This window comes from Pseudomonas sp. LPB4.O, assembly GCF_038383825.1.
Taxonomy (GTDB): domain Bacteria; phylum Pseudomonadota; class Gammaproteobacteria; order Pseudomonadales; family Pseudomonadaceae; genus Aquipseudomonas; species Aquipseudomonas putida.
Map to the genome: position 1 here is coordinate 3,292,050 of NZ_CP151298.1, position 19,496 is coordinate 3,311,545.

A 19,496-nucleotide genomic window follows, 5' to 3' on the forward strand; every position below is an offset into this window, starting at 1 on the left:
CACCCCGCCTGGGCAGCCATAAGCTGCCATGTGTCACGTGTCGCGCTTCGCCTATCACGCTGCAAGAACTTGGCCAGCGCACAGTACAAAGTAAAAATGCATATCTTTCAGTACCTTAGTAGTCCCTTTTAAAAACTATCTAAAGATCAGGCCCCACATTTGGGTACTAATAACCCAAAAACAATTAATCGATTTAAATCAATAGGCTACGTTGGATTTTCAAAGCCATTTAACAAGTTCTCGCCAAGCGGAAATTCAACGACACTCGCGTACCATGGCCTTCACTGCTGCTGAGCCTGACCGTGCCGCCGAAGCGTTCCATGATGCGTTTCACCAGCACCAGCCCCACCCCCAACCCACCCTGTTTGGTGGTAAAGAACGGCCGGAAGGCCATGCGCTGCTGCTGTTCGTTCATACCCTTGCCGTTGTCGGACAGGCGCAGGGTCAGGCTGCGCCGGTCATGGCGCACCACCTCGATACGCAGCCGTCCGCCCTGCTCCATCGATTCCAGCGCATTGGCGATCAGGCTGCTGAAAATCTGCCGCAGTAACGCCGGATGCCCCAATACCTGTACCGCCGGTAACGGTTGCAGGTCCAGGCTCACCCCGCCACGCGCCAACTGCACGGCGTAGCTCTGCAGGCTCTCCTGCAAGGCCAGCGGCAAGTCCACCGCCACCGCCTCATCGTTCAGTGGGCGCAGCGACTGCAGCATCTGGCGGATCCACTGCGACATGCGGTCAACCTGGCTGATGATGTCGTTGATATTGCGCTGTGCCGGCCCTTCGTCGAACGCCTGGGCCAGCTCGGCACTGGAGCGGATACTGGCCAGCGGGTTGCGCAGGCTGTGGGCCACCGCCGAGGACACCTCGCCCAGTGCCACATAGGTTTCGTTGTTGATCAGCCGCTTCTGCTGCACTGCCAGCAACCGCGCAGCGCGGTGCATGATGCCGTACAGGCCAACGTAGACCAGTGCGGCGCCCACGGTGATCGCCAGCCAGATCAGTATCAGGCCATGCTCGATGCGCACGATCAGGTCATGGGGCTCTTTATAGATCTCGACCATCGCCGTGACGTGCTCGCCATCCGCAGCGAACAGCGGAATGTAGTTTTCGATGAACAGCTGCTCGGGCGGGGTGACAAACTTCTGCTCGGCGCGGGCCTTTTCGAAGTTGTGGTAGCTGGCCGAGACTCGCATCTTGTACTCGAAAGCCCGCTCCAGGTCGTCGTCGCTGTCAATCAGCTTGCCAATCAGCGCCGGGTTGGTGGACCAGATCACCATACGGTCGGGGGCATAGATATTGGCCAGCAGCATGTCTGGCAGGTGGGCGATATGGTCAAGAAACTCGCCGCGGGCCTTGCGCCGGGCATCCGGGTCGACGTCCGGCAGGTTGCTGCGGTCGGTGCGCGGGTCCAGCAGCTCGCCCATTGTACGCACGTTGGGGATCGACACATGGCGCACTTCGGCGTCGGCGATGGAGGTGATGAATTGTGCCGTGAGCAAAGCATCGCGCTCAACGCTCTCATCGATGATGAATCGGCTGGAAATCAGCCCCAGGCCGACAGCCACCGAAAGGATGATGGCCAGGCTGACCCAGGCATACCAGCGCAACAGGTTGAACGGCTTGCGTGGGGCTGTCAGCTCGTTACCGGCAGGCACTTCGATGGCGTCGGAACGGGGGGCGATGTCCATGGCGGGCTCCACAGCTGGGCACCTTCAGAAGGTTATAGCCCAGACCTGGGGAAACCGTAGTGCTAAATTGATGGCAACCGCCGAAGGGTACAGGGACCGCGTAACCTCTGACAGGCAAATTACAGTGGCGAATCATTCGCCAACCCCTGCAGCTTGCGGTATTCGCGCAGCACCGTGGGCACATAGCGCCGGGTCTCGGCAAACGGCGGCACGGCGCCGCGCCGCATCACGGCGTCCGGCCCAGCGTTATAAGCTGCCACGGCCAGCGTGATGTCGTTGTCGAAGAGGGTAAGCATCTGCTTGAGGTATCGTGCCCCGCCCTTCACGTTGTCCTCAGGGTCCAGGCGGTCTTCCACGCCCATTTCGCGGGCGGTATCCGGCATCAGTTGCATCAACCCTACTGCCCCCGCCCGCGAACGGGCCTTCGGGTTGTAGCCGGACTCGGCCTTGATCAGCGCATGCAGCAGGGCCGGTGGCACGTTGTGGATGCGCGCTGCCGTGGCGACCACCTCGGCATAAGGGCGGCCGGTGATCATCTGCGCATTAGCCGGGCCAGCCTGGGCCACCTGTTCGCTGATCACCTTTTCATAGTGGCGCCCGGGTCGATGGACGTTGGTCAGTACGTAGCCGCCCTTGGCATCGATGGAGATGTACACATCGGCCTGGGCGGCACCTGCCGCCAGCCAGATCAAACCGAGGATGAGTCCACGCATGACGGTTGCCTCTTCGTCGTGGCCCCCGAAGTGGGGGAAATGCCCCGGAAAACCCGAGGTCGATGACCACGACGCAAGCACTGTGCCGCTTCCTGTACCGCATGGCGCAAGGCCCCGAGGCAGACGTGCACGGCTGTTGCATGGTGCCTGGCAACCCGTGTCCCCATGCAGTGGAGGGCTTCACCATGCAGTGCAGAACCAAACCGCAACGTGGCTTCACCCTGCTCGAACTCCTGGTAGTGCTGGTGGTGCTCGGCCTGTTGGCCGGCATCGTCGCGCCCAAGTACTTCAGCCAGCTCGGTCGCTCCGAAGCCAAGGTGGCGCGGGCGCAGATAGAAGGGCTGAGCAAGGCGCTGGATTTGTATCGCCTGGAGGTCGGCCACTACCCCAACAGCGAGCAAGGCCTGCAGGCCCTGGTAACCGCCCCCAGTGGCGAAGCACGCTGGACCGGCCCGTATCTGCAGAAGGCCGTGCCGCAGGACCCATGGGGCCGCGCTTACATCTACCGGCAACCTGGCGAAAACGGTGGTGAATACGACCTGCTGTCGATGGGCAAGGACGGCCAGCCCGGCGGTGATGGGGAAAACGCCGAAATTACCAGCTGGCAGTAAGGAGAGTGGCCATGCGCTACAGCCTCAAGGCCCTGGGCAGACAGGGCGTGGTGCAGTTGCAGATCGACGCCGAGGACGCCGACCAGGCCCGCCGCCAGGCCGAGGACCAAGGCTTGCGCGTGCTCAGCCTGCGCAGCAACGGCGGCGCCTTGCGCGGTATGGCCTGGCGACGCGAAGCGGCATTCGACCTGGTGCTGTTCAGCCAGGAACTGTCGACCCTGCTCAATGCCGGCCTGCCGCTGATCGACGCACTGGAGAGCCTGGCAGAAAAGGCCCCTGCATCCGCCACACGCAAGGTGCTGGCCGAGTTGGTACGCCAGCTGTACGAAGGCCGTTCGCTGTCCCAGGCCCTGGGCCAGCAACCGCGGATATTTCCGCCGCTGTACGTGGCGCTGGTGCAGTCCAGCGAACGCACCGGTGCGCTGGGCGACGCCCTCACGCGCTACATCAGTTATCGCCAGCGCCTGGACCTGGTACGGCAGAAGCTGGTGGGGGCCTCGGTCTACCCGTTGCTGCTGTTGCTGGTGGGTGGCGGCGTGGTGCTGTTCCTGCTCGGCTATGTGGTACCGCGTTTCAGCCAGGTGTTCGAGGGCATGGGTACCGAATTGCCCTGGCTGTCACGGGTGTTGATGCAGATCGGGCTATTTTTGCATGCCCAGCAACTGCCGCTGGCGCTGGGCACGGTCGTTGGGGGCACGGCGTTGTGGCTGCTACGCCGCCACCCACGGGTACGGCGCTGGGCATCCTGCCAGTTGCGCCGCCTGCCGGCGCTGCATCAACGCTTGATGATGTACGAGCTGGCGCGCTTCTATCGCTCGTTGGGCATCCTGCTGCAAGGCGGTATTCCCATCCTCACCGCCATGGGCATGGCCCGCGGCCTGCTCGGCAGCGCAGCAGCCCAGGGCTTGGGCCAGGCCAGCCAACGGGTGGGCGAAGGGCTGCCATTGTCCGATGCGCTGGAGGCCGGGCACCTGGTTACACCCGTGTCGCTGCGCCTGCTGCGGGCCGGAGAGCAATCCGGCAACCTGGGCGAGATGCTGGAACGCTGCGCCGACTTCCATGACCAGGAAATCGGCCGCTGGGTGGAATGGTTCGTGAAACTCTTCGAACCGCTGCTGATGACGTTCATTGGCCTGCTGATCGGCCTGATCGTGATCCTGATGTACATGCCGATCTTCGAACTGGCCTCAAGCATTCACTGAATAGCCAGGCCCAGGCTCTCGCGCAGAGTGCTGCCTTCGTAGGCCGTACGGTACACCCCGCGCTCTTGCAGCAACGGCACCACCTGCTGGGTAAACCGGCGGAACTGCCCGGGGTGGCCGATGTAGATGTTGAAGCCATCCAGCGCCCGCGCCTCGAACCACTCGGTCATTTTTGCCGCTACCGTTTCAGCCGAGCCAACGAAGGCCCCTGGGCGCAGCTTGCGCCCGAATTCCACCGCCTGGCGCAGGCTGAACCCCTGCTCCCGGGCCTGGTCGGCGATGCGCTTGGCGTTGGTGAAGAAACTGCTGCGTGCGTGCTCCAGGCTTTCCTGGGGGAACGGAGCATCAAGGTCATACTGGCTGAAGTCATGCCAGCCGAAATTGCGTCCGAACTCCTTGAGGGCCAGCTCGAAACTATGGTCCTGCTGGTGGTAATGGCGTTCGATCTCGCGGGCGTGTTCGTCGGTGTCGCCCACATAGATCTCGGCACCAGGCAACACCAGCAGCTGCTCGGGGTCGCGCCTCAGCCGCACCGCGCGGCCTTTCACATCGCGGTAGAACGCCTGGCCCTGCTCGATGCTGGCGGCATGGGTAAAGATGACATCTGCCGTGGCTGCCCCAAGCTCGCGCCCTTGCTGCGAGTCCCCGGCCTGGAAAATCACCGGCTGGCCCTGGGGGGAACGCTGGATATTCAATGGTCCTACGACCGAGAAGTGCTCGCCCTTGTGGTGCAGCGCATGCATCCGGCTCGGATCGAGGAACTGCCCGGTGGCGCGGTTGCGTGGGAACGCGCCGTCTTCATAGGATTGCCAGAGGCCCTGCACCACCGCCACGTGCTCCTGGGCGCGGGCGTAACGGGTGTCGTAGTCGTAGTGCTCGTCACGGCCATAGTTGCCGGCAGTGCCAGCGTCGCCGCTGGTGACCACGTTCCAGCCAGCGCGGCCCTTGCTGATCAGGTCCAGCGAGGCCAGGCGGCGGGCGACGTTGAAGGGTTCGTTGTAGGAGGTGGTCAGGGTACCGACCAGACCGATGTTGCGGGTAGTCACTGCCAGTGCCGAGAGCAGGGTCAGCGGCTCCAGACGGTTGAGATAGTGCGACGGTGAGCCGGGGGTGATGTACTGGCTGTCGACGATGAACATGAGGTCGAACAACGCGGCTTCGGCCTGGCGGGCGATGTCGATGTACCAGTCGATGTTCACGCTGGCATCGGCGGGCAGCTCCGGGTCGAGCCACAGGTTATGCCGGCCAGGGCCGCCGCAGCCCATGGTCAGGGCGCCAAGCTTGATTTTGCGAGTAGTCATGGTCATTCCTCAAAAAGGTTCTGCCTGTAACGGCCCTATCGCCGGCAAGCCAGCTCCCACCGGAGCCCCTAAGGCCGAAGCCCAACGGTGTACCTGTGGGAGCTGGCTTGCCGGCGATAGGGCCATTACAGAAGTGCTTAGTGGTCGAGCGCTGCCGCGAACGAGGTATCGAACAGGCTCGACGCCGGGTAGTTCTTGATCAGCCCCAGCCCGGCAAAGAAGTCCACGGTCTTCTGCGCATCCACGATCACCTGCGGGTTCAGCGGCGCGACATCGGTACGGGCGCGGGCAAACCAGATGCGGGCAATGTCGCGGTCGGCACGGGTGCGTTTGGCCCAGGCATCGGCATAAGCCTCGGTATGGGCCGGGTCGCTCAGAGTCCAGTCACGGGCCTTTTTCAGGCGCTGCAGAAAATCACTGATCTGCGCCCGCTTGGCCTCCACCGCCTTGGCATTGGCCACCACGAAACTCTGCGCCGGTATCAATCCTTCGGCCGTGGCCAGTACCCGCGCCCCTTGGCGCTCCTGCTGGGTGACATAGGGCTCCCAGGTCGCGATCACATCCACCGAACCGCCATCCAGGGCATGCGAGGCATCCAGGGCGCTGAGGTAGCGCAGCTCCAGGGCATCACGCGGCACGGCGGCCTTGTCCAGCGCGCTGAACAGCAACTGCTGGCTCCAGGAGCCCTTCCAGATCGCCGCACGTTTGCCGCGCAGGTCTTCGAGGCTGTGAATGTTCGAGTCCTTGCGCGCCAGGATCGCCACGCCATCGAGGTTCTGCCGGCTGACCGCAATCACCTTGATCGGGGCGCCCAGGGCGCCTAGGAACAACGGCGGCGCATCGCCCAGCAGGCCGATGTCCAGGCTGCCCACGTTCAACGCCTCGGCTACCGGCGAGCCGGCCGTGAACTGCTTCCATTCCAGGGTATACGGCAGGTCGTCGAGCACGCCGGCCGCTTCCATCACCGCTCGAGCATTGAAGCTCTGGTCACCGACCACCAGGGTCTGCGCGGCAGCGGCCAGGCTGAGGGAGCTGGCCAGCACACCAGCGGCCAATTGTTTGAGGTATCGCACGTTCGTCTCCAGGTACCGTCGGGTACATCAGGCCGATCCGCGCGTGCGGTCTCGTGGGGGCATGGGGCTCGTATATTCAATTTAAATATAACCAGCGCATTGCTTATACGTTATCGATTAAGCGCAGCGCCGTGAAATTCGTTTTGGGCATAACCTAATGCTTTGCTCACGTCCCCATTTCAAAACAGATCCGTCAATCTGTAAATGCGTTATTTGCATATTAGCTTATTCATATTTTTACTTTTGAGAATATTCAGTGTGTTTGCTAGGGTTTACCCAAACCGTCAGCCGAGCCTGAACCATGAGCCAACCCCTGCGCCTTGAGCGCCTGCGCAATTTCATCGACGCGCTTGCGCAACTGGTGGACCAAGAAACCGACGAAGCCACCCTCCTCGACCACGGCCAGGGCCTGCTGCGCAGCCTGGTCGCCCATGACGACTGGTTGCCCGAGGCACTGGCGCAGCCAGACCCGGGCCGCTATCAGCAATATTTGCTGCATTGCGATTCGCGCCAGCGCTTTTCCATCGTCAGCTTCGTCTGGGGGCCAGGCCAGCAGACACCGATCCACGACCATCGGGTCTGGGGCTTGATCGGCATGCTACGCGGCGCCGAATACTCGCAAGGCTTTGCCCGTAGCGAAGATGGCGCCTTGCTGCCAGCGGGCGAGCCTGTGCGCCTTGACCCCGGCCATGTAGAGGCCGTTTCGCCGCGCATCGGCGATGTCCATCAGGTCAGCAACGCGTTCGACGACCGGGTGTCGATCAGCATCCACGTGTATGGCGCCAACATCGGCGCCGTCAGCCGCGCGGTGTACCTACCCGACGGCAGCGAAAAACCGTTCATTTCCGGCTATTCCAACAGCCTTCTGCCCAACATCTGGGACTTGTCCAAAGAGAACCCTGCCCCATGAGTACCGTTGCTACCCGGTCCTATCAAGACATTCGCCGGGCCTTGCTGGCCCATGAAGAACTGGCGCTGATCGATGTGCGCGAGGAAGACCCGTTCGCCCAGGCACACCCCCTGTTCACTGCCAACATCCCCTTGTCCAAACTGGAACTGGAGATTTTCGCCCGCGTGCCACGGCGCGACACCGCCATTACGGTGTATGACGACGGCGAAGGCCTGGCCCGTCAGGCCGCCGAACGCCTGCTGGCCTTGGGGTACAGCGATGTCGCATTGCTCGAAGGCGGGCTGGCCGGCTGGCGCGCTGCCGGTGGCGAGCTGTTCCGCGACGTAAACGTGCCGAGCAAGGCGTTTGGCGAGCTGGTTGAAAGCGTGCGCCACACCCCTTCGTTGGCGGCTGAACAGGTGCAGGCGCTACTGGAGGCCAAGGCCGATGTGGTGGTACTCGATGCTCGCCGTTTCGACGAATACCAGACCATGAGTATCCCGGGGGGTATCAGTGTGCCGGGTGCCGAGCTGGTACTGCGGGTTGCCGAGCTGGCGCCCAGCCCCGCCACCCAGGTCATTGTCAACTGCGCAGGGCGCACCCGCAGCATCATCGGCACCCAGTCGCTGGTCAACGCCGGCATCCCCAACCCCGTGGCCGCCCTGCGCAACGGCACCATCGGCTGGACCCTGGCCGGGCAAACGCTGGCGCACGGCCAAGAGCGCCGCTTCGCCGATGTCAGCGACAACACCCGCGCCGACGCCGCCCAACGCGCGCGCAATGTAGCCGACCGTGCCGGTGTGCTGCGCCTGGAGCAGCAAGCCCTGGCCGCCTGGCGGGCCGATACGCGCCGCACCACCTACCTGTTCGACGTACGTACGCCCGAGGAATATGCCCACGGCCACCTGCCGGGCAGCCGCAGTGTCCCGGGCGGGCAACTGGTGCAGGAAACCGACCACGTCGCCAGCGTGCGCGGGGCGCGCATCGTGCTGGTGGATGACGACGGCGTGCGGGCCAACATGAGTGCTTCATGGCTGGCGCAAATGGGCTGGGAGGTAGCCGTACTCGATGGGCTGTCGGCGCAAGATTTCAGCGAGACCGGCGATTGGCAGGCCCCCCAGCCTGCACTGCCTGCAGTCACCGAGATCGGCGTCGAGCAGCTGGACGACTGGCTGCAAACGCCAGGCACCGTGCTGCTGGACTTCACCAGCAGTGCCAACTACGTGAAACGCCACATTCCAGGTGCCCACTGGGCAATCCGCGCGCAGTTGCCGCAGGTACTGGAACAACTGCCGGTAGCCGAGCGCTATGTACTGACCTGCGGCAGCAGCCTGCTGGCGCGCTTTGCGGCGGTAGACTTGCAGGCGCTTACGCAAACCCCGGTGTACGTGCTGGACGGCGGTACAGCCCGCTGGATTGCGGCGGGCAAGCCGCTGGAAAGTGGCGAAACGCAGCTGGCGGTGGCGCGCACCGACCGTTACCTCCGGCCTTATGAAGGGACGGATAACCCACGTGAAGCCATGCAGGGGTATCTGGACTGGGAGTTCGGGCTGATTGCCCAGCTGGAGCGGGATGGGACCCATGGGTTCAACGTGTTGAGCTGAGGTTGCCGGGGCTGCCAGGCAGCCCCATCATGCCCGCCATCGATGAGTGATCCACACATATCATTCAGCGTGATATTAACCTTCGTCCCGTTCGATTCGTGCCTCACGCGCAACACACTCACACTCCGCCCACTACTAATACATTGGCGGAGTTCTCCATGGAACAATCTCTCAAACCCTTGCGCTTCCCCCTCGCTGCCTTGGCAGTGGTGGTGATCAGCGCTTGCGGTCGAACCCCAGACGCCGTGCAGGCTCCCGCCGCGCCGAAGGTCACTGTGGCCAAGGTGATCGAGCAACCGATCAACGAATGGGACGAATTCACCGGCCGCCTTGAAGCCCCGGAAACCGTTGAAGTTCGCCCGCGGGTAGCCGGCCAGATCGACCAGGTCGCCTTCACCGAAGGCGCCCAGGTGAAAAAAGGCGACCTGCTGTTCCAGATCGACCCACGCCCGTTCCAGGCTGAAGTCCGCCGCCTTGAAGCCCAACTGCAACAGGCCAAGGCCACCGCCATTCGCAGCGCCAACGAAGCGCGCCGTGGCGAACGCCTGCGCGACAGCAACGCCATCTCCGCCGAACTTGCAGAATCGCGTAGCAGCGCTGCCGCCGAAGCCCGCGCCGGGGTCGACGCGATCCAGGCACAGCTCGACCTGGCGCGCCTGAACCTCAGCTTCACCCGCGTCACCGCGCCCATCAGTGGCCGCGTCAGCCGTGCCCAGTTCACTGCCGGCAACATCGTCACGGCCGATGTCACCCCGCTGACCAGCGTGGTGTCCACCGACAAGGTCTACGCCTACTTCGACGCCGACGAGCGCGTGTACCTCAAGTACACCCAGCTGGCGCGCGAAGGCCAGCGTGGCCAGAGCACCCCGGTGTACCTGGGCCTCACCAATGAAACCGGCAACCCGCACCAGGGCCAGATGAACTTCGTCGACAACCAGGTCAACCCGCGCACCGGCACCATCCGTGGTCGTGCGGTGTTCGACAACCGCGACGGCCAGTTCACCCCGGGCCTGTACGCACGCCTGAAGCTGGTCGGCAGCGCCCAGTACGACGCCATGCTGATCAACGACGAGGCCGTCGGCACCGACCTTGGCAAGAAGTTCGTGCTGGTCATGGACAAGGACAACAAGGCCACTTACCGCGCCGTGGAACTGGGGCCGAAGCTGGAAGGCCTGCGCATCGTGCGTAGCGGCCTGGCCAAGGATGACCGCATCGTGGTCAAGGGCCTGCAGCGCGTGCGCCCAGGCTCGCCGGTCACCCCGGAAGAAACGCCGATGGCCAGCGAACAGACGCTCGCCGCCCTGGCCCAGCAGCGCCAGGCACTGGAGGCCAGCAACCCGGCGCCGAAGGTGGCGGGCAACAACGTGAAAGTCGCCAGCGCCCAGGCGCCACGCGGTTAAGGGAACATACCGATGAACTTCTCGAAATTCTTCATTACCCGGCCGATTTTCGCTGCGGTGCTGTCGCTGGTGCTGCTGATTGCAGGGTCGATCTCGCTGTTCCAGCTGCCGATCAGCGAATATCCCGAAGTGGTGCCGCCCACCGTGGTGGTGCGTGCCAACTTCCCCGGCGCCAACCCCAAGGTTATCGGCGAAACCGTCGCCGCGCCGCTGGAGCAGGCCATCACTGGTGTGGAGAACATGCTGTACATGTCTTCCCAGTCCACCGCTGACGGCAAGCTGACGCTGACCATCACGTTCGCCTTGGGCACCGACCTGGACAACGCCCAGGTGCAGGTGCAGAACCGCGTCACCCGTACCCAGCCCAAGCTACCTGAGGAAGTTACGCGTATCGGTATCACCGTCGACAAGGCCTCGCCCGACCTGACCATGGTCGTGCACCTGACGTCGCCGGACAACCGCTACGACATGCTCTACCTGTCCAACTACGCCATCCTCAATATCAAGGACGAGCTGGCGCGTCTGGGCGGCGTAGGCGACGTGCAGCTGTTCGGGATGGGCGACTACTCGCTGCGCGTGTGGCTGGACCCGAACAAGACCGCTTCGCGCAACCTCACCGCCAGCGATGTGGTCGCGGCCATCCGCGAGCAGAACCGCCAGGTGGCCGCCGGCCAGCTGGGCGCACCGCCTGCCCCCGGTTCCACCAGCTTCCAGCTGTCGATCAACACCCAAGGCCGTCTGGTCAACGAGGAAGAGTTCGAGAACATCATCATCCGTGCCGGTGCCGATGGCGAAATCACGCGCCTGAAGGACATCGCCCGGGTCGAACTCGGCTCCAGCCAGTACGCCTTGCGCTCGCTGCTGAACAACCAGCCAGCAGTGGCACTCCCGATCTTCCAGCGCCCAGGCTCCAACGCCATCGAGATCTCCGACGAAGTGCGGGCGAAAATGGCCGAGCTGAAGAAAGACTTCCCTGAAGGGATGGACTACAGCATCGTCTATGACCCGACCATCTTCGTGCGCGGGTCCATCGAAGCAGTCGTGCACACCCTGTTCGAAGCACTGGTGCTGGTGGTACTGGTCGTCATCCTGTTCCTGCAGACCTGGCGCGCCTCGATCATCCCGCTGCTGGCCGTGCCGGTATCGTTGATCGGTACCTTTGCAGTGATGCACCTGTTCGGCTTCTCGCTCAACGCCTTGTCGCTGTTCGGCTTGGTGCTGGCCATCGGCATCGTGGTGGACGACGCCATCGTCGTGGTGGAAAACGTCGAGCGCAATATCGGGCTGGGGCTGAAACCGCTAGAAGCCACGCAAAAGGCCATGAGCGAAGTGACGGGGCCAATCATCGCCACCGCCCTGGTGCTGTGCGCCGTGTTCGTACCTGCGGCGTTCATTTCCGGCCTTACCGGGCAGTTCTACAAGCAGTTCGCCCTGACCATCGCCATTTCCACCGTGATCTCGGCGTTCAACTCGCTGACCCTGTCGCCGGCCCTGGCTGCCGTGCTGCTGAAGGAACACCATGCGCCCAAGGACCGTTTCTCGCGGTACCTCGACAAGCTGCTGGGCAGCTGGCTGTTCTCGCCGTTCAACCGTTTCTTCGACCGCGCCAGTCACCGCTACGTGGGTGGCGTGCGCCGTGTCATTCGCTCCAGCGGCATCGCCCTGTTCGTCTATGCCGGCTTGATGGGCCTGACCTACCTCGGCTTCTCCTCCACGCCGACCGGCTTCGTGCCGGCCCAGGACAAGCAGTACCTGGTGGCCTTCGCCCAACTGCCGGACGCGGCCAGCCTCGACCGTACCGAGACGGTGATCAAAAGAATGAGCGAGGCGGCCCTCAAGCAACCCGGTGTTGCCGACTCCATCGCCTTCCCTGGCCTGTCGATCAACGGTTTCACCAACAGCCCGAACAGCGGCATTGTGTTCGTCTCGCTCAAGTCGTTCGATGAGCGCAAGGACCCTAGCCAGTCGGCGGCCGCTATTGCCGCCACGCTGAATGCCCAGTTCGCTGACATCCAGGAAGCCTACATCGCAATCTTCCCACCGCCGCCAGTACAGGGGCTGGGCACAATCGGCGGCTTCCGCCTGCAAATCGAAGACCGGGGCAATCTGGGTTACGAAGCGCTGTACAAAGAAACCCAGAACATCATCGCCAAGAGCCACAACGTGCCAGCGCTGGCAGGCCTGTTTACCAGCTACCAGGTCAATGTGCCGCAGGTCGATGCCGCCATCGACCGGGAAAAGGCCAAGACCCACGGCGTGGCGATCAACGATATCTTCGACACCTTGCAGGTTTACCTGGGCTCGCTGTACACCAACGACTTCAACCGCTTTGGCCGCACCTACCAGGTCAACGTCCAGGCTGAGCAGCAGTTCCGCCTCGATGCCGAGCAGATCGGCCAGTTGAAGGTGCGCAACAACCTGGGCGAGATGATCCCGCTGGCGACCTTTCTGAAGGTAAGCGACACCTCCGGGCCGGACCGCGTGATGCACTACAACGGCTTCATCACCGCAGAAATCAACGGTGCAGCAGCCCCGGGCTACAGCTCTGGCCAGGCCGAAGCGGCTATCGAGAAGCTGCTGAAAGAGGAACTGCCCAACGGCATGACCTTCGAGTGGACCGACCTGACCTACCAGCAGATCCTCTCGGGTAACACCGCGCTGCTGGTGTTCCCGCTGTGCGTGCTGCTGGCGTTCCTGGTGCTGGCCGCCCAGTACGAAAGCTGGAGCCTGCCGCTGGCGGTGATCCTGATCGTACCGATGACCCTGCTGTCGGCCATCACCGGTGTGATCGTGTCGGGTGGCGACAACAACATCTTCACCCAGATCGGCCTGATCGTACTGGTGGGCCTGGCGTGCAAGAACGCGATCCTGATCGTCGAGTTCGCCAAGGATGAACAGGCCAAAGGCCTGGATCCGCTGGCTGCGGTGCTGGAAGCCTGCCGCCTGCGCCTGCGGCCGATCCTGATGACTTCGATTGCCTTCATCATGGGTGTGGTTCCGCTGGTGTTCAGCTCTGGTGCAGGTTCGGAAATGCGCCATGCCATGGGTGTGGCGGTGTTCTCGGGCATGATCGGCGTAACGGTGTTCGGCCTGTTCCTCACCCCCGTGTTCTTCTTCCTGATCCGCCGTTTCGTCGAGCGTCGCCAAGCCCGCAAGGCCGAACACGCTCAAGTGCTGGAGAACCATGCATGAACCTGCTTAAACCCCTGACCCCAAGCCTGCTGGCACTGGCCCTGGCGGCCTGTGCGGTAGGCCCGGACTACCAGGCCCCGGCCACCGAACCTGCGCAGTTGAGCAGCGATGTGCAGGCCAAGGCCTACGACCGTAGCCGCTTCGAAAGCCTGTGGTGGAAGCAGTTCGACGACCCGGTGCTTAATCAGCTGGTGCTGGCTTCGCTGGACGGCAACCGTGATTTGCGCGTGGCCTTTGCCCGTCTGAAGTCCGCCCGTTCCATCCGCGAAGACGCCGAGAACGACCCGTTCCCGGTGGTCACCAGCCGCGCCAGCAGCGAGATCGGCAAGGGCCAGATCCCTGGCCAGACCACGCAGCGGGTGAACAGCGAGCGCTATGACCTGGGCCTGGACATGGCCTGGGAGCTTGACCTGTTCGGGCGCATCCAGCGCCAGATCGAGGCCAGCGAAGCCCAGGAAGCGGTAGCCGCCGCCGACCTGCAACAGTTGCAGGTCAGCCTGATCGCCGAACTGGTCGATGCCTATGGGCAACTGCGCGGTGCGCAACTGCGCGAGAAGATCGCCTTGGCCAACCTCAAGACCCAGCAGGAATCGCGGACCATTACCGAAACCCTGCGCGATGCCGGCGTGGGCAACGACCTCGACGTGGTACGTGCCGATGCACGCCTGGCCGGGGTTGAAGCCACCGTGCCGCAACTGCAGGCCGAACAGGCGCGGGCACGGCACCGCATCGCCACCCTGCTCGGCCAGCGCCCGGACGCGCTCAGCGTAGACCTGTCACCCAAGGACCTGCCGGCCATCGCCAAGGCGTTGCCGGTGGGTGACCCGGGTGAACTGCTGCGCCGTCGCCCGGACATCCGCAGTGCCGAGCGCCAGCTGGCTGCCGCCACCGCCAACGTCGGCGTGGCCACCGCAGACCTGTTCCCCCGTGTCAGCCTCAGCGGCTTCCTTGGCTTTACCGCCGCACGCGGCTCGCAGATCGGCTCCTCGGCAGCCAATGCGTGGGCGCTGGGCCCAAGCATTACCTGGGCAGCCTTCGACCTGGGCAGCGTGCGGGCCCGCCTGCGCGGCGCCAAGGCCGATGCCGAAGGGGCGCTGGCCAACTACGAGCAGCAGGTATTGCTGGCCCTGGAAGAATCGGCCAACGCCTTCAGCGATTACGACAAGACCCAGCAGCGGCTGCTGTCGCTGATGCGCCAGAGCGACGCCAGCCGCAAGGCAGCGGAGCTGGCCTCGATTCGATATCGCGAAGGTACGGTGGACTACCTGGTACTGCTCGACGCCGAGCGCGAGCGGCTGAGCGCTGAGGATGCGCAGGCCCAGGGTGAGGTCGATCTGTACCGCGGTATCGTCTCCATCTACAAGGCCCTGGGCGGCGGCTGGCAACCGGAGACCGTGGCCAGCGCACGCTGACACCCCCGTTTCAACGACTCCTTTGGTTGGCTCCTCCCCCAACCGTTTGCCCCGCTGGCCTTGGTCCGCGGGGCTTTTTTATTTCAGGAGGACTCCAGCACCGCGCTTTGCTGGACTACGCCACAGCCGTATACAGCAGGTTTATCAACGACTTAGGCGAGTTCAACATATGCCGGTGCTTTCTGAAACTTGACCCGGCTTCCCTTCTGCTGACTCCTACGAGGCTCCTGGGAATCGGGAGGCGGGGATCCGGCAGCGGACAAGGCCGTGGCACGCCAGGCGCCCAGCGTTGCGGAGTTGTGCAAGAAGTTCATGGAGGACTACTCCAAGAAGCGCAACAAACCCAGCACCCGAGTCGGCTATCAAGGCGTCATCGACCGCTGCATCATCCCGCTGCTGGGTCGCAAGAAGGTTCACGATGTGAAGCTGGGGCTATCGGCCAGACGGCACCAATCCTTGCCGCCACGTCCCGAAGTTCCCTGCCGGCAAGTCCACCCACCTCATCAGCGACGAGGACGTGGGCAAGCTGTTCCGGCAGCTCGACAAGATCGAAGCCGCAGGGCTTGAGAACTACGTCATCCCGCTTGCGATTCGCCTGCAATTCGAGTTCGCTGCCCGCCGCTCCGAAACCGTCACGCTCGAATGGGAATGGGTCGATCTAGAGCATCGGCGTTGTGGCCGTACCAGCCGCTTTTCTTCAACAGGGGAACTTCACGATGACGATGCGCAAGCTGCGGCTGGGGACCGGGGATTCACGAGGCGTACCTGAAGGTACTCAGACCTCACTCGTTCGGCGGTTAGGACGCGGGAGACAGGTGGATAGCGCGATCAGGCCGAGCACCAGTACTGCGCCCCCAAGCACGCCCAGGCCGGTGCCGAACGCCGCACTGACACCCATTGCCACCAGCGCGGCGCTGCCAATCTGACAGAACCCTACCAGTCCCGACGCGGTGGCCGCATGCCCGTGCTCGCTGGCAATGGCTCCGGAGACGGCCAACGACAGTGATGAACCATTGGCGAGACTGACCAGGCACATCGGCAGCACCACTGTGACTGCGCCATGCAGCCCCAATGCCATCACGGCCAGAAACCCTACGCCACCAAGCACGAAGCACATGATGCCAACGGCGAGGATACGATCGTAGGGCCAGCGATCCAGCAAGCGCTTGGCCAGCAGATTGGCACCGATGATGCCGGCCGTCAGCGGCAGATACAGCCAACCGCTTTGTTCCTCACTCAAGCCCAGGCGCGCGAACAGAAACGGCGATTGCGTCAAGTAGACAAACCAGGCGCAATAGATCGTGCTGACCACCAAGGTGTAGCGGCGAAAAGTTCGGTCGCGCAAGACCTGGCTGAAGCCGGCAAAGGGAGAGGTACGGGTGCGGGCAGCGATGGGGAGCGTTTCCGGTAGTAGCGTCACCACCATCAGCAGTGCCACGACACCGAATGCGGCGACGAACAGGAAGTCAGACCGCCAGCCGAAAGTCGCAGCCAAGTGCCCGCCTATGGCCGGCGCCAGGGCTGGCGACAGCGACACCAACGGGTAGATCACCGCATAGACTTTGGCAGAAATGCGCTTGTCGCAGGTGTCGGCAATCAGTGCACGGCCAACGACAAGGCCCGCAGCCGCGCCAACGGCTTCCAGCATGCGCCACGCCAGGAACCCATTGTAGCTGGCGGAGATAGCGCAGCCCACCGAGCCGACGATGTAGAGGGCGATGCCAGCCAGCAGTACGGGCTTGCGGCCATTGCGATCCGATAGTGGCCCGTAGGCCAACTGGGCAATTGCCAGTGCCAGCAGGTAAAACGAGATCGTCTGCGGCATCTGCCAGTCGGCAACGCCGAACTCCGTGGCCATGTTTGGCATGGCGGGCAGATACACGTCCGAAGCAATCAGGCCGAAGGCACTCAGCATGGCGACGGTGAGAATGAAGGACAAGCGAGGCATGGCAGTTCCCGGCAGCCAGGCGTGCGGGCTGCGCGTTATAGGTTCAGAAGGGATGAGCCACATGCTACGGATATGCGTTCTATGTGAAAATGCACAAAACAGCTACATAGGGCTGCAAATTTGCAGCATGAACACTGAGGCAGTGATGAATTGGGACGACGTACGCATATTTCTGGCAGTCCAGCGCGCCGGTACCTTGCGCGGAGCGGCGCAGCAACTAGTCATTGACCAGACCACGGTGAGCCGGCGTCTGACCGGATTAGAGCGGGCGCTGGGCAGTCGGCTGTTCCTGCGCACCACGGGCGGCTTGATGTTGACCGACACCGGCCTGGAAGTGCTACGCATGGCCGAGGATATGGAGCGCATGGCCGTCTCCTTCGAGCGCCGTGGCGAAGGTGCCGATGCGCGCGCGGCCGGTGAGGTTCGCGTGACCACCACCGACGCGCTGGCGGTGGACTTCGTGGTTCCTGCCATTGAACAACTGCGCGCCATCCATCCTGAGGTGCGGGTGATCCTGAGCACTACGACGCGGCTGCTCGATCTTGCGCGGAGGGAGGCTGACATTGCTGTACGTACCTTGCGGCCAGAGCAGCCGGATTTGATCGTTCGCCAACTCGGCTGCTGGGAAGTCGGCCTGTATGCTACCCAAGGCTATCTGGCAAAACATGGCGAACCGCAGCCCGGACAAGGCCTTGCGAATCACGATATTGCGCTTTACCAGCAGGGTGTGACCGGGCGGCAGGACGACACGCTGGCGGGCGAATCCAGGGCACAGGGTCGCGTGGTTGCCGAACTGGATTCGAGCCTGATGCTCGCGACCTTCGTACGCGCCGGCCTGGCCATAGGCGAGTTACCCGAGTACCTGACCCGGCGCGATCCCGCGCTGGTGCGGCTATGGCCGGAGCGCCGTCGGGCCAAGCCCTACGAGGCGTGGTTGGTGCTGCACCAAGACTTGGCGCGCACGGCCAGAGTGCGTGTCGTCGTGGAGGCGATCACATCGGCTTTCGCCGATTGAATGTCGGGCTTGGCATGCCACGTAGTTGCTATGAGGAGCGACGGCCAAGAGACTACGATACTGAGACAAGTGTGCCATTTGCAGGCATTAGTCCCAGATGCAGTGCGACCAGGCCATTTTTTATGTCGTTAAATCTTCAGCGCCTGCGAAATCGAGCGCCGCCCGCGCGGCGCATCGCGAGCTGCGCTCGCTCCTACGTTTGTTTCGGGCCATCGAACCTGCGAGATACGCTTGCGACCGCCTTGGTGCCTGCACTCGGTTGCATTTACCCCCCGGCTGGCCCAAGCTCTGCCCTTCCCGCCGCCACGGACCGTCCGATGCACAGACGCAACCGCTACCTGATCGCCCTGCTGCTGTTGATCCTGGTATCGGCCCTGTTCGGTTACCTGTGGCGCGATGAGCAGCCAGCCCCGCCCACCTTGCCTGCACACAGCTATGCCAAGGCGCTGCGCCAGGCCCATGACGGCCAACCCGGCGCTGCGCGCGTGCTGTACCAGCAATTGCAACGCGACGACCTGCCCCCTATCCGCCGCGCTGCACTTTATGCCGAGTTACCCAACTACCCCTCCCCCCAGGCATTGAAACTCGCCCGCCAGGACCTGGAGCATGCCGACCCGCTGGTGCGCCGTGCGGCCATTGCCGGTATCCGCCGCCTGCTGCCGGCGGCGCAGCGCAGCCTGGTGCTCGGCCCATTGCTGGACGACGACGAACAAAGCGTGCGCTTTGCTGCCGTGGATGCCCTACTGGGCCTCGATCCCGATGCCATCGGCCTGTATTTCGGCCCGTTGCAGGCAGCCCTGGAACAATACCAGCAGGCGCTCGAGCAACAACCCGAGGATGCCGACGCCCAGGTACACCTGGCGCGCCTGTACCTGCACGAAAACGACTACACCCAGGCAGCCACGGCCTTACAGCGAGCGCTGGAGGTTGCACCCGGCAACCTCGACGCCCTGGCCACCCAGGTGCGCCTGCTGGAGCGTCAGGGCCACCACGATGCCTCGCGCCAGGTCTTGGGCAAAGCCTTGGCGCTAAGCCCCGACTCAGCCTTCCTGCAGTACGAGCTGGGGCTCTGGCTGAACCGCCACGAGCAGCGCGAGTACGCCTTGCTGGCTTTGTCCCGCGCCGTCGAACTGGACCCGGACAACGCCGACTACCGCTATACGCTGGCAGTCACGCTGCACGAACTGGAACAACTCGACGCCGCGCAAAAGCAGCTGGAAACCGTGCTCAGCAGGCAACCGGCCAACCGCCGGGCGCGGGTGCTACTGATCCAGTACTCGAAAGAGACCGGGCAATTGCAGAACGTACAAGTGCTGCTGGCCGAGCTGGAGCGTCAGAACCCGGACGACCCCGTATTACAACAGGGCCTGTAGGCAACACCTGAATATTGTTGAACCCTGAGCGTGTGCCCAGGGTCCAGTGGGTATCAGGCCGCCCTACAGGAGA

14 protein-coding genes and 1 pseudogene are annotated in these 19,496 nt (G+C 63.4%); 10 read left to right on the forward strand and 5 right to left on the reverse strand.

Annotated features, from left to right (window positions below; all coding sequences use genetic code 11):
- Positions 1-229: 229 nt before the first annotated feature.
- Positions 230-1,690: a HAMP domain-containing sensor histidine kinase gene (locus MRBLPB4O_RS14770; RefSeq protein WP_341795680.1), complete on the reverse strand. Its 1,461-nt coding sequence runs from the start codon at positions 1,688-1,690 to the stop codon at positions 230-232.
- Positions 1,691-1,809: 119 nt separating this feature from the next.
- Positions 1,810-2,403, reverse strand: coding sequence for a lytic transglycosylase domain-containing protein (locus tag MRBLPB4O_RS14775; RefSeq protein WP_341795681.1), 594 nt, complete (start codon positions 2,401-2,403; stop codon positions 1,810-1,812).
- Positions 2,404-2,588: 185 nt separating this feature from the next.
- Between MRBLPB4O_RS14775 and gspG the strand changes: the two genes are divergently transcribed.
- Together gspG and MRBLPB4O_RS14785 are read left to right on the forward strand one after the other, a co-directional pair.
- Positions 2,589-3,014, forward strand: coding sequence for a type II secretion system major pseudopilin GspG (gene gspG / locus MRBLPB4O_RS14780; RefSeq protein WP_341795682.1), 426 nt, complete (start codon positions 2,589-2,591; stop codon positions 3,012-3,014).
- Between the two features lie 11 nt (positions 3,015-3,025).
- Entirely contained in the window at positions 3,026-4,216 is a 1,191-nt protein-coding gene (locus MRBLPB4O_RS14785) for a type II secretion system F family protein (RefSeq protein ID WP_016499899.1), read from the forward strand.
- On the opposite strand, the gene MRBLPB4O_RS14790 is transcribed toward MRBLPB4O_RS14785, so the two are convergent.
- Entirely contained in the window at positions 4,210-5,517 is a 1,308-nt protein-coding gene (locus MRBLPB4O_RS14790; protein WP_341795683.1) for an LLM class flavin-dependent oxidoreductase, read from the reverse strand. The two genes, MRBLPB4O_RS14785 and MRBLPB4O_RS14790, sit on opposite strands and share 7 nt — an antisense overlap.
- A gap of 137 nt (positions 5,518-5,654) precedes the next feature.
- On the reverse strand, positions 5,655-6,590 hold the full coding sequence (locus MRBLPB4O_RS14795; RefSeq protein ID WP_341795684.1) for an ABC transporter substrate-binding protein: 936 nt from the start codon (positions 6,588-6,590) through the stop codon (positions 5,655-5,657).
- 301 nt (positions 6,591-6,891) lie between these two features.
- On the opposite strand from MRBLPB4O_RS14795, the gene MRBLPB4O_RS14800 reads away from it, so the two are divergent.
- From MRBLPB4O_RS14800 to MRBLPB4O_RS14825, 6 genes and pseudogenes are all read left to right on the forward strand, one after another.
- Positions 6,892-7,500 carry a cysteine dioxygenase gene (locus MRBLPB4O_RS14800; protein ID WP_341795685.1) on the forward strand — a complete coding sequence of 203 codons (609 nt, stop codon included), beginning with the start codon at positions 6,892-6,894 and terminating at the stop codon, positions 7,498-7,500.
- Positions 7,497-9,083 (forward strand): rhodanese-related sulfurtransferase, encoded by a 1,587-nt coding sequence (locus MRBLPB4O_RS14805; protein ID WP_341795686.1) that lies wholly within the window; start codon positions 7,497-7,499, stop codon positions 9,081-9,083. The genes MRBLPB4O_RS14800 and MRBLPB4O_RS14805 overlap by 4 nt, the downstream gene beginning before the upstream one ends.
- A gap of 158 nt (positions 9,084-9,241) precedes the next feature.
- Positions 9,242-10,483: an efflux RND transporter periplasmic adaptor subunit gene (locus MRBLPB4O_RS14810; RefSeq protein WP_016499907.1), complete on the forward strand. Its 1,242-nt coding sequence runs from the start codon at positions 9,242-9,244 to the stop codon at positions 10,481-10,483.
- A gap of 12 nt (positions 10,484-10,495) precedes the next feature.
- Positions 10,496-13,675 carry an efflux RND transporter permease subunit gene (locus tag MRBLPB4O_RS14815; RefSeq protein WP_341795687.1) on the forward strand — a complete coding sequence of 1,060 codons (3,180 nt, stop codon included), beginning with the start codon at positions 10,496-10,498 and terminating at the stop codon, positions 13,673-13,675.
- Entirely contained in the window at positions 13,672-15,087 is a 1,416-nt protein-coding gene (locus MRBLPB4O_RS14820; protein ID WP_341795688.1) for a TolC family protein, read from the forward strand. Before MRBLPB4O_RS14815 ends, MRBLPB4O_RS14820 begins: the two co-directional genes overlap by 4 nt.
- A 240-nt stretch (positions 15,088-15,327) precedes the next feature.
- Positions 15,328-15,760: pseudogene (locus MRBLPB4O_RS14825) on the forward strand (integrase); the annotation flags it as partial.
- A gap of 102 nt (positions 15,761-15,862) precedes the next feature.
- On the opposite strand, the gene MRBLPB4O_RS14830 reads toward MRBLPB4O_RS14825, so the two are convergent.
- Positions 15,863-17,035 carry a multidrug effflux MFS transporter gene (locus MRBLPB4O_RS14830; RefSeq protein ID WP_341795689.1) on the reverse strand — a complete coding sequence of 391 codons (1,173 nt, stop codon included), beginning with the start codon at positions 17,033-17,035 and terminating at the stop codon, positions 15,863-15,865.
- 145 nt (positions 17,036-17,180) lie between these two features.
- Here MRBLPB4O_RS14830 and MRBLPB4O_RS14835 point away from each other — a divergent pair, with 145 nt between their 5' ends.
- Both MRBLPB4O_RS14835 and MRBLPB4O_RS14840 read left to right on the forward strand, forming a co-directional pair.
- Positions 17,181-18,050: a LysR family transcriptional regulator gene (locus MRBLPB4O_RS14835; protein WP_341795690.1), complete on the forward strand. Its 870-nt coding sequence runs from the start codon at positions 17,181-17,183 to the stop codon at positions 18,048-18,050.
- A gap of 317 nt (positions 18,051-18,367) precedes the next feature.
- The gene (locus MRBLPB4O_RS14840; RefSeq protein ID WP_049276408.1) at positions 18,368-19,423 is read left to right on the forward strand and encodes a HEAT repeat domain-containing protein; all 1,056 of its coding nucleotides are present in this window, start codon (positions 18,368-18,370) and stop codon (positions 19,421-19,423) included.
- Positions 19,424-19,496: the final 73 nt, after the last annotated feature.